Below are 14,989 nucleotides of genomic sequence, written 5' to 3'. Positions count from 1 at the left end.
TCACCATAAGCGCCGAAAATAATAGTGAAATCTGATGTTGCGCTCAATCGTATTAGTACTGATACTCTCTCTTTATCCACTCTCTGCAATATCTGTATCTGATTTCCCTCCTGGTTTTGTTTTAAAAAATCCATACCTTTGGCCAGTAAAAGGTTATGATTCGATTACAGGTGCCTTTGGAGAATTTCGAACCGGCCATTTCCATATGGGACAAGATTTTTCCACCGGCGGGAGAATAGGTGTACCCATCCTAGCCGTTGCGAAAGGAAAAGTAACAAGAGTACAAAGAAGATGGACTAGCATTGGTTATGCGTTATTTTTACAACACGACGATGGAATGACTTCTCGTTATGGTCATTTACATAAATTCTCACAAAAAATCATCAAACAGATTTTAAAATCAAAACAAGCAAAACGATATAAAGACAGAACTGATTTTGACATTGCTCTTCCTGAAGCTGTAGAGGTTGATGCGGGAGAAATCATTGCATTTTCTGGAGATACCGGAGTCGGTCCACCCCATCTTCATTTTGAACTTTTTAAAGACAATGTATATTACAATCCCATGCATTATGGTTTAGGTTATAATATAGCAGAACCAATTGTGTTTAATACAATTCGTATCACTCCCCAAACACCTCGTACCTTTATCAATGGTAGAAATGAAACCATTGAAATTCCATTTTATGAGACCAGTGGAAATCGATTTGAACTCTCAGAGTCCCCAACACTTTTTATCCAAGGAAAGGTTGGAATTCAAATTGCACTCCATCAAAAATCCAACAATAATCGTTTAGGAATTTTTACCTTAGATATGTTAATTGGTGAAAATGTTTTACAAGGGTTTCAGCTTTCTAAAATTCTAAAAGAACATACAAGAAAAAATGTTTTATTGTATGACAGCTCTGTCAGTAAACCAAATGGAAATCCTTTTTCCTACTATCTACACACCCGCGACGGAAATGATCTACTCGGAATGAGAAGTAATGGCCGAGAACAAGGCCTCTTGGATAGCGAGCAGATGCGTTTGGGAGAACCAAAAGAAATCACAATTCGTGCCACGGGCATGGGTGGACAAATGTCTTTTGCTTCCTTTTATATCCTAAAGGACCAAGGGGATTATAGTCATATTGTCACCAAAGAATGGAAGTACAATGTGTACTATGACCGTTATACTACATTCAAATCCAAAGATACAAAAGTGGAATTGTTTTTTCCTGTAAACGCTGTATATTCTAAAGCATTTTTTGAAATCGAAGCCCAAGAACAAATTCAAATCAATACAAAAGGCCTCAATCAACTTTCTAGCGTATATAAAATTGGTCCTGATTTTAAAGATTTTAATTTAGGTTACGATCTTTATGTAAAAGTTCCCAAAACTAAAGATATCAATTCAGCAGATTTATATGAAGTATTGGCAGATGGAAATGTAAAAAAAATTAACGGATCTTCGTTTAGTTCCTGGGGTCAATTTTTCAAAGTAAGACTTCGTAAAACAGGACTCTTTGTTGTTTTATCAGACCAAACTCCTCCTACAATTTATCTACATGATTTGATGAATAAAACAGTATATCCAAGGGAAGACTTTGCTTTGTATTTAAAAGCAGTCGATGTTGGATCGGGAATTATGCCGGATGGATTTGATATCACCGTAGATGGAATTCCAGGCAAAGCAGAGTTTTTTCCGAAAGACGGCCGATTGGAAATTTTTGAACCAGAAATTTTATACGAACCGGGAAAACATACGGTGCTTGCCAGTGTAAGAGATTTTGCAGGGAACTGGAGTTCTACTGTGCGGTATGATTATGAAATCCAAACACCACCAATTCCTGAAGAAAAGAAAAAACTATCTTTAGAAAACCAAAATCCAGATACGATCAAAGATAAAAAGAATACAAAAGAATCAAAACCGAAAGAATCTTCGCCTAAGGTGCAAAAGGTGGTAAAACCAATTACAATCGCACCCAAGGCAAAGGATAAAAAATCTACATCCCGATAGCCGCACCACCGTCTACACGGAGGTAAGTTCCAGTAATGTAAGATGCATCGTTACTTAAGAAAAACTTAACAGCGGATGCAATCTCTTCTTGTTTTCCCGGACGTTTGAGTGGGATCACAGAAGGATCAGTTAACTTATCTTGTACTTCTTTAGAAAGTGTTCCAGTCATTTCAGTTTGTACGTAACCTGGGCAAACTGCATTTACTAAAACGTTTCTTCCTGAAAATTCACGAGCAGAAACTTTTGTTAACGCAATCACTCCGGCTTTAGAAGTGGAATAGTTTGCTTGGCCTGGTTGACCTGTTAATCCAGAAACTGAGGAAATGTTTACGATCCGACCTGAGTCAGATTTAAGAATTAGTTTACTAGCGGATTTAGTCATAAGGAAAACTCCCTTACAGTTAACATCCATTACAAAGTCATATTCTTGTTCAGACATACGAATGAGAAGATTGTCTTTTAAAACTCCAGCGTTGTTCACAAGAAAATCTAATTTTCCAAAAGCTTCTTTTGTTTTGCTGATGGCAATGTCACAATCTTCTGGTTTCGTAACGTTACAAGCAACTCCAATTGCCTTAACACCAAATTTAGCTTCTACTTCTCTTGCAGCTTCTTCAATTTTTTCCTGATTCAAATCAACAAGCACCAAACTTGCACCATGCGATGCGATTCGGTTTGCGATTGCTCTTCCCAAACCAATGGGAGAGGCAGCTCCCGTTACCAGTGCTACTTTTCCTTCGAATTCTTTGGACATATGCCCCCCTAGGATTTATTACTAGATTCTAAACTTGAATTTCGAACATCGTTCGGCAATCGTAAAATTCCCAGTTGAAACAGAAGTTTCTAATGAAAGACTGCCCTTATGATCGATCGTTACAGCCATCCAGAGATTTCCGCCATCTGGGAATTAGAGAACAAATTTAAAATTTGGACAGATATTGAAATTTATGCCTGTGAAGCCCGTGCCAACCGCGGTGAAGTTCCCAAAGAAGACCTAGAAACTATCAAGCAAAAGGCAAAATTCAATGTAGATGAAATTCTAGAAATAGAAGCAAAAGTACATCACGATGTCATCGCCTATTTGACAAATCTAAATTCTTATATAGGACCAGCAGGCCGTCATGTTCACTTTGGTCTGACTTCCAGTGACGTTGGTGACACAGCACTTTGCGTACAAATGGTTCAAGCAATGGATCTTCTCATCCAAAGAACCGAAACCCTTTTACAAACAACAAAAGAAAAAGCAAAAGAGTACAAAGACCTTCCTTGTATCGGACGTTCCCATGGAATCCATGCAGAACCAATGACACTCGGACTTAAGTTTGCTCTCTTCTATGCAGAGATGACTCGCAACTTAGAACGGATGAAAGATGCTCGTACACAAATTGCCGTAGGTAAATTGTCTGGAGCCGTAGGAACTTATTCCAATATTGATTTAGAAATTGAAGAATATGTTTTAACCAAACTTGGCTTAATTGTGGATCCAATTGCCACACAAGTCATTTCACGTGACCGTCATGCTTTTTATATGTCCGTGCTTGGCGTGGTTGCTGCTAGTTTAGATCGAATGGCAACAGAAATCCGTCTTTTACAAAAAACCGAAGGACGCGAAGTAGAAGAACCATTTGCCAAAGGCCAAAAAGGTTCTTCGGCAATGCCTCATAAACGAAATCCTGTTGTTTGCGAAAGAATTTCTGGGATCTCACGAGTGATTCGATCTAACGTAAACGTTGGATTACAAAACGTTGGGCTTTGGCATGAAAGAGACATTTCTCACTCATCTGCTGAACGAATTGTCCTCCCTGATTCCACCATCGCTCTCGATTATATTTTGGAAAAAATGAACTTTGTTTTAAAAGGCCTTCATGTTTATCCAGATGCCACCGAACGTACATTGAACGTAACTCGCGGACTTATTTTTTCGCAAAAAGTTTTGTTATGGTTAATTGAAAAAGGCGGAATCACAAGGGAGGACGCCTACCTCATCGTTCAAGAAAATGCAATGGCGGTATGGGCAGACCAATCCAAAAACCTTCGTGACCTTTTGAAACAAGATCCAAGATGTTCCGCCATCCTGAAAGAAAGCGATTTGAATGAAATTTTTCAAATCAAACCTTATTTGGAAAGAATTCCACTCATCTTCAAACGATTGGGGATTATTGATTAGTCAGTTTTAAAAAAACGAAAGTATAAACTTTGAATTGGGTTAGTTCGATTTCAATATTGATCTAACCTTTTTTATTTCTGGGTATGATTTTAGTCTTCGTCTAATTGCAGATAACCTGCGGATGATATACGAAATACATATAACAGCGATCGCATATCAAATTTCTGGGTCGAGGGATCGCGAGTAGACTATAACCAGATTTCTAGATGATTTTTTAAGTCTAAATATAAAATAACTAAAAAACTTCGAAACTCAAATGAAAGATAATTTCTCTTCTCAGTCAGATCAATATGCAAAGTATCGACCAACATACCCATTAGAGTTTTTTGAGTATTTAAATTCACTGTTACCAACAAAACAAAATGTTTGGGATTGCGGAACAGGAAATGGACAAGTTGCCTATGAACTTTCAAAGATGTTTTCGAAGGTTTATGCAACCGATATCAGCAAATCTCAAATTGAAAATGCGATAAAAAAAGAGAATATAAATTACTCAGTCCAACCTGCTGAAAAAACAAATTTTCCCGATCATACATTTGATCTGATTACAATTGCACAAGCAATCCATTGGTTTGATTTTGATCAGTTTTACGCGGAAGCTAAGAGGACAGCAAAAAAGAATTCATTCATTGCTGCCATTGGCTACGGACGAATCCAAATCGCGCCAGCGATGGATACAATGATTGATGATTTTTACCAGAACGTAATTGGAATTTATTGGGATAAGGAACGAAAGTACATTGATGAGAATTATAAAACGATTCCTTTTCCTTTCGAGGAAATCCAGACACCAAGCTTTGCGATTCAATTGCTTTGGACAGAAGAACATTTGATTGGATATTTAAATACATGGTCGGCCGTAAAACATTATATCACAGCCAATGGGCACAATCCGGTGGATGAATTAAGAAATAAAATGAAACCCTTTTGGGAAAAACAAAAAGAAATAAACGTTCAATTTGAACTTTTATTAAGGATAGGAAAAATTATATAACTCCTAATTAATTTTGTCCTACTTCGCCTTCCATCCATTGGATTAAATCTTTTAACATATCGCGGTTGATACTATGGCCCTCTTCATATTCCCTGTAATGCGGATGAATTCCCAATGTTTCTAAATAGTTTTTTACCGATCTCGCATACTCCACTGACAAAACTCGATCGTTTGTGCCGTGTGATATAAAAATCTTTTTGTTTAAAACATCTTCTGTGACTTTCACTAGTTCTTTATTTTCTTCTAACAACCTTCCACTTAAAGCTATGATCCCTTTGAATCTTTCTGGATATAATAATCCCAATGAATAAGACATGATAGCACCTTGGCTAAAGCCACAAGTCCAAACATTCGATTCATCAAATTGATAATTTGATTTAAGATAATCCAGAAATTCTATCAAGAGTCTTATACTTTCTTTTTCCTGCTCTAAATTGATCTTAGGTTGGCCCGTTGTGAATAAAACTTCATACCAAGCGTAACTTTTTGGTGCTAAAGTGAGAGGACCTCTGGCAGAAACAATGAGAAAGGATTCAGGTAGGTAATTGGATAAGGAAAATAAATCCTCTTCATTACTTCCAACTCCATGTAACAAAAGCAAAAGTGGTGGGTTTTCCACTGAAACCTTTGGTTTGCGTACTAAATATTCTAGTGGTTTCTCCATAACTTATCCCTTTTGACTCGGTTCCAATCTTACGGAAGTCATAGTCAAAGCACCGGCAACAGGTTTGTCGTTAAAAAAGGAAATAGAATCTGAATCCAATTTTGTTCCTAAAGTATAAAGTAATGGCAAATAGTGTTCCGCAGTCGGAATGGCCCATTCGAATTCTTTTCCATATTTTCGAATTTGAATTAAGGAATCGTTGTCTCCAGCAAGAATCCAATTTTTGACCTTTTGATTCACATCGAGGGCCCAATCAAATCCATACACTTCGTTCAATCTGTCCCAGGCCACCATACGCAAGTTATGTACAATATTCCCACTGGCAAGAATGAGTACACCTTGGTTTCGAAGGGATGATAATTCTTTGGCTAATTGAAAATGGTCTTCAGGCGAAATTTTATAGGCCATACTTAGTTGCACAACGGGAACGTCAGCATTTGGATAAATATGTTTGATGACACTCCAAGCTCCGTGATCCAATCCCCATTCATAATCCAATTGAACTTTTTGAGATTTGACAACAGATTGAATTAGTTTTGCGAGTTCTGGGCTACCCGGAGCCGGATATTGGACATCAAATAATGCTTTTGGGAACCCACCAAAGTCGTGGATAGTCGGAGGATTTTCCATCGCGGTTACAAAAGTACCATCGGTCACCCAATGTGCGGAAATACAAAGAATGGCTTTTGGTTTGGGGATCGTTTTACTCAGATCTCGCAATCCTTCCACAAATTCATTTTCCTCAATTGCATTCATAGGACTTCCATGTCCCAAAAAAAGCGAAGGTAGTGTTTCTGTGTTTTGAAATATTCCTGCATTCTCTTTAGTTTCTGCTGAGTTCATCTGGTTTCCGGAATTTTGAAATTCCGACTCCTCTATTTATATAGTTTAATATTAAATCATTTATTGTCAATCTATTCTCCAGCAGGAAAACGGAAAATTATTCTTTTCCTTGCTTATGTTTCATTCCTAAACTGCTCTATTCTAAAGAGACTCGACGGTTATGAAAGCAATTAAATGGAATTCAGGGTTTGGATTTTTTAATTGGTTTCTAACATTTTGAATCTCGATATACTTCCATTAAAATGAAAAAAATCATCTGTCTCTCTCTCAAAATATTTTTTGCCTACATACTAATCTCCTCCAGTTATATCATCTCTACTGGTCTTGCTGAAGTAGACGATTTAAGTTCGAATACAGCTCTTATACTTGGTAATAAAGTCGAGTTAGACGGCACACCTTCCAATCGATTGCAAGCAAGATTGGATAGAGGAGTTTTACTCTACAAAGAAAATTTGATTCAGAAAATCATAGTCTCTGGAGGAATTGGAAAAGAAGGATTCGATGAGGCTAGAGTAATGAAAAATTATTTAGCCACCCAAGGAATTGAGACGGATCATATCATTGAAGATAATTTGGGTTACACAACTGAAAAATCTGCAACGAATCTAAAAGATATAGTAAGATCCAATGTTTCGGAACCAATTCTAATTATATCTCAGTATTATCATCTTCCGAGGGCAGCGTTCTTAGTGAAGAAAGCAGGTTTTCTCAATGTCAAAACATCTTATGCTAGGTATTTTGAATTCAGAGATTTCTATTCTATCTTTAGGGAGACAATTGCCTTACCTTATGTAATTGTTGTAGATTTGATTTTACATTAATGAAAACTTTCCCTATATAAAATATCTAAAGTTCATTTGTTCAAATATTCCTCTTCACTTACAGGCTGAAGCCAAATAACGGGGCCTACTTGCATGTTTGTTCCGATTGCAATATGGCTAAATTCTTCCATTGTGGTTGCACCATGCCAATGAATTATATTTGGAGGACATTTAATAATATCACCTGTATTTACAATACGAACGGCATTTCCTTTTTCCTGATAATATCCAGGACCTTTCGTTACCAATAAAATTTGACCACCTGGATGATAATGCCAATTAGTCCGGGAACTAGGCGAAAAAGTAACATTGCCAATTTGAGTATTCCAGGTTCGATCATCACTCACGAGCATTTCAACCCAAACTTTACCGGTAAAGTTTTGATTTTGATAAGAGATATCCACTGACAAAGTGTTAAATTTATTCTTATCTCTCTTAATTGTGTTGTCCAAAATATTTTTCGCCAATTGACTATCTTGCCAACTAACTTTCAATTCAAGAATGCTTATGAGGTTTCGCAGTTGGTTTTCTGTAAGACCAACATTAAGAGCAACTTTTATATGAGAACGTAGTTGAGCTTCTGCTCCACCTAGACTAGAGAGAATGGAAATAGTGGCAATTTCTCTACTCTGAAAATCTAAAACATCGCGACTAAAAATATCTGCAAACAAATGTTCTTTTAAGAACAAATCAATCACAGGAGCAAAAGTATAAACTTCTCCGCGAATTGGTTCTCCAATCAATTTGGTTTGAATTTCCGTTCCAAGTTCTAATTTACTTTTGTTCGTTGGTATAGGTAAAGCATCCCTTCCCTCTTTGTCTTTGAGTCCCTTTTGTTTGCGTTCTTTCAATACTTGTATTAGAACGTTTAACCCATTTAAACTACGAGGAAATCCAGCATATGCATAAGTATGTATTAAAATCTCTTTAACTTCGCTAATGTTTAAGCCAACGTCTAAACCTTCATGAATCGCTTGGTTTAATTCAACTGGTTTTCCCTTTGTTGTAAAGGCGGCTATGGTAACAATCGCTTGTTGACGTAAACTTAATGATTGATTCAAATTTCCAACGTTTTCAGCATTCACCTCTTGGTAGAAAACGACTAACAAGATGATAGATGCTATTCTTAAAAACATCTTCAATCCAAACCTTTTTCGTGCAAATATTCTGACATAAGATCAGCAATTTGGATATTGTTAAGATCTGAAAACGGAAAGTGAGTATTGCCATGAATCCCTAATTCTGGCAGATGTATAAGAGTAACATTTCCTCCGTGTCGGTTGATCACATCCCGCCAAAGTTTGGCCATTGCAAGGCGAACCCGCCAGTTGTCTTCACCCGGACTTTTTGTCGGCTTTTCCGGTATGTTGTCTCCATAGTAAAGAATTATCGGGATTTTAGTGAGTTTCTCGAATTCACCGACAGGAATGGAAATCCCTTCTAATGTACCTGTTGCACTTGGCATTGGTGACGGAACTTCACCTTCTGGAAAAACAAAACCGCTACCTGGCTCAAAGGAAACAATCGCCCGAACATTTTGATTCTTGATAGCAGTCATCCAACCAGGTCCACCCGCTTGAGAATGTGTTACCAAAATAGCTGGCCCTATTTTAGTGAAGAGTGCAGAGACAGCATTTGTGACTATATTCGTATCAAACAAACCGATATTAGGTGTCATTGATCGAAAATATTGATTTAATGCTTCTGGATTGCGGGAAAATTGAACTCCGGGGAAATAGTTAGGCCAAATACCTATACGAAACATTCCAAATAACAATTGTTCGTCAAAACTAGGTTTAATGGTACTCTCTACCGTACTTCGACCTGCATTACCCCGTCTTGGCTGATCAATTACATAAACACCAAAACTTCGTTTGAGAAAAATTGTTTGAAATCCTTCTCGGCCATCGGGAGTGGTTTCCCAAGTTTTTGAGAATTGTCCTGCTCCATGCCAAAATACGATTGGCAACTTACGGCTGTTCTCTGGAATCTGATAAAAAACATAGGCATGATCTCCATGGAAAGTTTGACCTGCTGTAGTTGGATTGTATGGATCAAAACTACCGGGGTTTATATTGATTGTTCCTCCTACAGCAAAGCTACCTTGCTCACTAAGGATAATTTTATTTGTTTCCGTTTTTCCATCAGTAGATGTAAAAATAACTAAGATTACCAGGAGAACGAATTGAAACTTTATTAACTTTTTCATTTTTCTTATCTCCCAACCTGCTTTTGTAAATGTTCTGGATAACGGTTGCCTTGTATTTCGACCTTTGATATTGTTTCATGAATATCCAATAAATCTCTAGCAGTCAGTTGAACTTCTGTAGCAGCCAAATTTTCTTCGAGTCGAACGAGTTTTGTTGTACCAGGAATTGGAACAATCCAAGGTTTTTGAGCCAGAAGCCATGCCAGCGCAATTTGTGCAGGGGTTGCCTTATGTTCGCTAGCTATTTTACTTAGGACTTCGATTAGAGTTTGATTGGCTTTTCTCGCTTCCACAGAAAATCGCGGAACTATATTGCGAAAGTCTTTGTTATCAAATGCAGTAGACTCATCGATTTTCCCCGTCAGAAATCCTTTACCCAGTGGACTAAACGGAACAAAACCAATCCCCAATTCCTCTAATGTTGCTAACACTTCTTGCTCCGGTTCGCGCCACCAAAGGGAATACTCACTTTGAAGCGCTGTTACAGGTTGAATGGCGTGTGCACGACGGATGGTCTGTACCCCTGCTTCAGAAAGTCCAAAATGTTTTACTTTTCCTTCCTGAATCAAAGTTTTTACTGTTCCGGCTACATCCTCAATTGGTACCTCTGGATCTACTCGATGTTGATATAAAATATCGATGACATCAGTCTTAAGTCTTTTTAGTGCACTTTCAGTAACAGTTCGGATATTTTCCGGCCGACTATCCAACCCAATTTGTCCACCATCAGTTCCAAATTTAAAACCAAACTTTGTCGCAATTACGACATCTCGGCGGTATGGTGCCAATGCTTCTCCAATTAACTCTTCATTGGTATAGGGGCCATATGCCTCTGCAGTATCAAAAAATGTTACACCTCGTTCAATTGCTTTATGAATTAGCCGAATCATTTCAACTTTATCATGGGCTGGGCCATAACCAAAACTCATTCCCATACAACCTAAGCCAAGTTCGGATACCTTTAATCCACTTTTACCAAGTTCTCTCTTCTTCATAATCGTATTCCTATTTCATCCTAACAAAAAATGGATTCAGTTTGTTCATCACTAAGTTTATATATGCAGGTACCCAGTATGTTTCGATATGTGTGGCACCTTCGATCAAATACAATTCCTTATCTTTTGTTCCTGTTGCCTTTAAAAAAGCATCTTCAGTCATATATAGGCTGTCTGCTTTACTACCAGCAATCATTAACAGTGGTTTATTGATTAATTCAATGTGATCGGTGGCATCGAAACTCATAAGATCCAACAGACTGCTTGTTGTATATTTAAAGGTTGAATTTGGATGTGCGTGTGTCTTCCAGTAGTATTCATAACCTTGTCGATACATCTCAAATGGTAGTTTGGCGATCTGCTCATCAGTCAAATTGGCATCTCCCGAATACAGTACATCTCCACCAACAGCTTCCTTAGCCCTGGCATCAGAAGCTTGTTTCAAACGCTCTTGGATGGTATTCAATTGAGAATCAGCAAAACCATTTCGACGAACTCTTCCAGAGTTGAACATACTCAAGGTAGCAATCATTCTAAAACGTTTGTCAGTTTGTCCCGCTTTCAATGAATATCCACCACCACCGCAAATACCAAAAAGGCCCAACCGAGAAGGATCGACACCTGGATATTGTGTAATAAAATCTGCCATGCCATGAATGTCTTCGATGCGATAGGCAGGTTTGTCTACGTTACGTGGTTTGCCACCGCTCGCTCCTTGAAATGCTGCATCTGCGGTGATAGTGACGTAACCTTGTTCCGCCAATCGCTGAGCATATAAACCGGAAACTTGTTCCTTTACCCCACCATTCGGGTGTGCCACGACGATTGCGGGATATTTTTGATTGGGATCGAAATTTGCAGGTGTGTATAAGTTTGCAGAAATATCTAATCCGTTGAGTTTATAGGTCACGGGATGAATGTTGACTTTCCCAGATTCATTTTTTGTGATCGCACCTGCATAGGTCAGAGTATATGGATTCAATTTGAAATTTTCAGCAACAGTATCCTCAGTGAAGAGGCCGATCATGAATATCAATAGAGAGGTCATCAATAGATTAAGTTTCATACGAACGCTCCTTTTATTAAACTTCGATTTTGCGTTCACCCAACCACTTCACCATTGATGGGTCACGGTGATCGAAAAAACTACTTACCTTTCTATCCAAAGTTGAGATTACATTCATATCTTCTGGACTTATCTCAAAATCAAATATCAGAAAGTTTTCTTTCATACGTTCTTTGTTTACCGATTTCGGAATGGCGATGATTTCCCTTTGTATCAACCAACGTAAGATGACTTGGGCAACGGATTTTCCGTATTTTTTTGCAATCACTCGTAAACTTTCATTTGTGAAAATATTGTTTTTACCTTCAGCAAAAGGTCCCCAAGATTCAATATGCACATTGTTTTCTATTAGAAATTTTTGTGTTTCTATCTGCTGATGGAAAGGGTGGGTTTCAATTTGATTGATTGCAGGAACTACTTCATTATGAATGATCAAATCCATTAGTCGATCAGGATGAAAGTTTGCGACACCAATCGCTCGAATTTTTCCTTGTTTGTATAACTCTTCCATTGCTCGCCATTCACCATAAACATCACCGTAAGGTTGGTGCATGAGGTAAAGATCAAGATAATCTAATTGTAAACGGTTTAAGGATCGTTCGAAGGCACTTTTCGTATCTTCATAACCTTTGTTCTGAATCCAAAGTTTTGTGGTGATAAACAGATCCTTTCTTGCGATGTTACTTTTTTTAATCGCATTGCCGACTGCTTCCTCATTCATATAAGAAGCTGCTGTATCAATGAGTCGGTAACCGACATCCAGAGCGTCCAAAACACAACGTTCACATTCTGCTGCCTCTGGTATCTGAAAAACTCCAAAGCCAAGAATAGGCATTGAAACGCCCGAATTAAGTAGTATATTTTTCATTATAAAATCTCCTGTAGTCGGTGTTGATCTTTTATGAAATTAATCCTAACTCATCTGAGGGAACTCAACAATACACATTCATGCGGAAGTATTGCCTGTTTCTCCGACGTCTAAAAAATGAGTGCTTTTTTTGATAGTGAAGGTAGTCTGATGGATGAAGTAAATATGGACTCTAGTGTAATTTCAGCGAAAGGCCAACAGATAAGGGAACTCTACAATGTATTGGTTCCTAAACCAGCTGTTATTTCCTCTTTAGTGGAAGGTGTTAAAATCTATCGTGCTACTGAGTCTACCCCAAGAGAACCCAAGGCTTATGGAGCAACTTTAGTATTTCTAGCCCAGGGTCAGAAACGTATTTTCCTTGGAGACAAATCTTTTTTATTAAATCCTTCCAATTATCTTCTACTATCAGTACCTCTACCGGTGGAATGCGAGGTGATAGCAAGTCCTTCAACACCCACGTTGGGTCTCTCTGTATATCTGACATCCGAATCCATTGCACAAATTCTCCAGAGCTCCGATGAAGACTACGCAGCTACAGACTATGTACCGTCGGGAATACATACAGCAAAAATGACCGAACCAATTGTTGATACTTTCTTACGACTTTTACAGACAATGACTTCTACAAAAGATGCTTCTATCCTAGGCCCGATCATATTAAAAGAATTACTTTATCGCGTAGCTTATGGTGAACACGGCGAATCATTACGCGCAATGGCATATCAGAATCGACGTTTTTTTATGATCGCGAGGGTATTAGATAAAATACACGAATCTTTTTCTGATGATTTAAATATCAATACACTGGCGATATATGCTGGAATGAGTGTATCCACGTTTCATGCTAGCTTTAAAGCCATAACAAATTCCTCTCCACTGCAATATATAAAGAATGTGAGATTACATAAAGCTAAAGCTCTAATGACACATGATGGAATGAATGCAATTACAGCTGCACTCAGAGTAGGATATGAAAGTCCATCGCAATTTAGTAGAGAATACAAACGTTTCTTTGGAACTACACCCGCACGAGATGCAGGCTTTGTCATGAGTCAAGGTATTAGTTAATCATCTCTTTACTAATTAATCAAATTACATTTGACATAATCAATTGTAAAATTCCATTGCAACTTATTTGAAAATTAACTTTTTTTGAATCAAATTCATTAATAAAACCAAACGAGATTGAATCAATAAAGAACCGTTAATTTCTTCCGAACCCATTAATAAAGAGTTGAAGAATTCTAAAGCAAATAATTAATTATCTCTGTTTTTCGATCATTCGTTCAGAAATTTATGAACATACCATATTCTAACAAATTGTAGTAAGGGGAATGCCATGGCAGCACCAAAGAAGAAAAAAAGTAGCGGAACCAAAACAAAATCCAGTTCAAAAAAGTTAGATTATCGTGCCAATCCTACGCATAGCATAACACCCTTTCTTATGTTTAATGCAAACATTGAAGAAGTGGCAAAGTTCTACGCATCGGTTTTTAAAAAATCCAAAATCATCACTGCCAACCCAATGCAAGGGGAGTTCATTTTAAACGGACAAAAGTTTACAGCTTACAATGGTGGGCCTGAGTTTAAATTCACTTGGGGTGTTTCTTTTATGATCAGTGTAGAAACTCAAAAAGAAGTAGATTATTATTGGAATGCTCTTTTAGCAGATGGTGGCACAGAAAGTATGTGTGGTTGGCTTCAAGATAAGTTCGGTATGTATTGGCAAGTCACCCCAAAAATTCTTTTACAATTAATTTCTCACAAAGACCCAATCAAAGCGGAACGTGCCACACAAGCCATGTTAAAGATGAGAAAAATCGACATTGCGACATTAAAAGAAGCAGTTAGTTAATCAGTATTTGTTCTTACTCTTTTACAAAATGAACAAAATTCAAATTTCTATTTTCTTTATCATTGTTTTAACGTTTTTTTTGCCATTTAAAAGTAACGCAATCAATCTAAACAAAGATACAACCAAACTCGATTGTCAAAAAAAACTTTTAGGTGTATTTGAATATACTTATCCAATTCCAGGTAAGTTCAATGTTGCTGATGTAAAAATCATTTATACAAAAAACAAAGTTTTCACTTTTAGAGAATATCCAAACTTTTATTTTGTCGAATGCATTGAATGGGTAAGTCAGTGTACTTACAAAGCATACAAATGCGAGTTTCACGATCCTATTCTTGATGAACAAACGCAGGACACATCCATTGCAGTTGAACAATTCACAAAAATAGTTGGTAATAAATTCTATTTCAAAAGATTTAACAATGAAAAACTTACAAATGAAGACTTTATTAGAAAAACCTCAAACGATATACCGAATGAATTTAAATAACAATTAAACTGTTAA

General features: G+C 37.3%; 15 protein-coding genes. 7 read left to right on the top strand and 8 right to left on the bottom strand.

Annotated features, from left to right (window positions below; genetic code table 11):
* Nucleotides 1–34 precede the first annotated feature (34 nt).
* Nucleotides 35–1,999, top strand: coding sequence for a M23 family metallopeptidase (locus EHQ49_RS02150; RefSeq protein WP_135575905.1), 1,965 nt, complete (start codon nt 35–37; stop codon nt 1,997–1,999).
* Here EHQ49_RS02150 and EHQ49_RS02145 read toward each other — a convergent pair.
* Nucleotides 1,986–2,753 carry a glucose 1-dehydrogenase gene (locus tag EHQ49_RS02145; RefSeq protein ID WP_135575903.1) on the bottom strand — a complete coding sequence of 256 codons (768 nt, stop codon included), beginning with the start codon at nt 2,751–2,753 and terminating at the stop codon, nt 1,986–1,988. The genes EHQ49_RS02150 and EHQ49_RS02145 overlap by 14 nt on opposite strands.
* 108 nt (nt 2,754–2,861) lie before the next feature.
* Here EHQ49_RS02145 and purB point away from each other — a divergent pair, with 108 nt between their 5' ends.
* Both purB and EHQ49_RS02135 read left to right on the top strand, forming a co-directional pair.
* Nucleotides 2,862–4,166 carry an adenylosuccinate lyase gene (gene purB / locus EHQ49_RS02140; protein WP_135575901.1) on the top strand — a complete coding sequence of 435 codons (1,305 nt, stop codon included), beginning with the start codon at nt 2,862–2,864 and terminating at the stop codon, nt 4,164–4,166.
* A 256-nt stretch (nt 4,167–4,422) separates the two neighbouring features.
* Nucleotides 4,423–5,160 (top strand): class I SAM-dependent methyltransferase, encoded by a 738-nt coding sequence (locus tag EHQ49_RS02135; RefSeq protein ID WP_135575899.1) that lies wholly within the window; start codon nt 4,423–4,425, stop codon nt 5,158–5,160.
* 7 nt (nt 5,161–5,167) lie between these two features.
* Here the strand turns inward: EHQ49_RS02135 and EHQ49_RS02130 are convergent, their stop codons facing one another.
* A complete protein-coding gene (locus EHQ49_RS02130) occupies nt 5,168–5,824 on the bottom strand; it encodes an alpha/beta hydrolase (protein WP_135575897.1) in 657 nt (218 codons plus the stop codon).
* A 3-nt stretch (nt 5,825–5,827) separates the two neighbouring features.
* Nucleotides 5,828–6,667: a 4,5-DOPA-extradiol-dioxygenase gene (ygiD, locus tag EHQ49_RS02125; RefSeq protein ID WP_135575895.1), complete on the bottom strand. Its 840-nt coding sequence runs from the start codon at nt 6,665–6,667 to the stop codon at nt 5,828–5,830.
* Between the two features lie 242 nt (nt 6,668–6,909).
* On the opposite strand from ygiD, the gene EHQ49_RS02120 reads away from it, so the two are divergent.
* On the top strand, nt 6,910–7,488 hold the full coding sequence (locus EHQ49_RS02120; protein ID WP_135575893.1) for a YdcF family protein: 579 nt from the start codon (nt 6,910–6,912) through the stop codon (nt 7,486–7,488).
* Between the two features lie 32 nt (nt 7,489–7,520).
* On the opposite strand, the gene EHQ49_RS02115 is transcribed toward EHQ49_RS02120, so the two are convergent.
* From EHQ49_RS02115 to EHQ49_RS02095, 5 genes are read right to left on the bottom strand one after another with little or no spacing between them, the layout of a single operon-like run.
* Complete coding sequence (locus EHQ49_RS02115; protein ID WP_135575891.1) at nt 7,521–8,624, bottom strand: carboxymuconolactone decarboxylase family protein; 1,104 nt, start codon at nt 8,622–8,624, stop codon at nt 7,521–7,523.
* A gap of 2 nt (nt 8,625–8,626) precedes the next feature.
* On the bottom strand, nt 8,627–9,697 hold the full coding sequence (locus EHQ49_RS02110; RefSeq protein ID WP_135575889.1) for an alpha/beta hydrolase: 1,071 nt from the start codon (nt 9,695–9,697) through the stop codon (nt 8,627–8,629).
* Nucleotides 9,698–9,702: 5 nt separating this feature from the next.
* Entirely contained in the window at nt 9,703–10,692 is a 990-nt protein-coding gene (locus EHQ49_RS02105) for an aldo/keto reductase (RefSeq protein WP_135575887.1), read from the bottom strand.
* Nucleotides 10,693–10,702: 10 nt separating this feature from the next.
* On the bottom strand, nt 10,703–11,719 hold the full coding sequence (locus tag EHQ49_RS02100; protein ID WP_208732148.1) for an alpha/beta hydrolase: 1,017 nt from the start codon (nt 11,717–11,719) through the stop codon (nt 10,703–10,705).
* Between the two features lie 55 nt (nt 11,720–11,774).
* Nucleotides 11,775–12,626, bottom strand: a complete 852-nt coding sequence (locus EHQ49_RS02095) for an aldo/keto reductase (protein WP_135575883.1) — start codon at nt 12,624–12,626, stop codon at nt 11,775–11,777.
* A gap of 150 nt (nt 12,627–12,776) precedes the next feature.
* Between EHQ49_RS02095 and EHQ49_RS02090 the strand changes: the two genes are divergently transcribed.
* The 3 genes from EHQ49_RS02090 (at nt 12,777) to EHQ49_RS02080 (ending at nt 14,974) form a co-directional block, all read left to right on the top strand.
* Nucleotides 12,777–13,697, top strand: a complete 921-nt coding sequence (locus EHQ49_RS02090) for an AraC family transcriptional regulator (protein ID WP_135575881.1) — start codon at nt 12,777–12,779, stop codon at nt 13,695–13,697.
* 271 nt (nt 13,698–13,968) lie between these two features.
* Nucleotides 13,969–14,484, top strand: a complete 516-nt coding sequence (locus EHQ49_RS02085) for a VOC family protein (protein WP_135575879.1) — start codon at nt 13,969–13,971, stop codon at nt 14,482–14,484.
* 28 nt (nt 14,485–14,512) lie between these two features.
* Nucleotides 14,513–14,974, top strand: coding sequence for a hypothetical protein (locus EHQ49_RS02080; protein ID WP_135575877.1), 462 nt, complete (start codon nt 14,513–14,515; stop codon nt 14,972–14,974).
* Nucleotides 14,975–14,989: the final 15 nt, after the last annotated feature.

The organism is Leptospira perdikensis (genome assembly GCF_004769575.1).
Lineage (GTDB): Bacteria > Spirochaetota > Leptospiria > Leptospirales > Leptospiraceae > Leptospira_A > Leptospira_A perdikensis.
The sequence above is the reverse complement of the archived record's forward strand: the minus strand, read 5'-3'. Positions and strand labels throughout refer to the sequence as shown.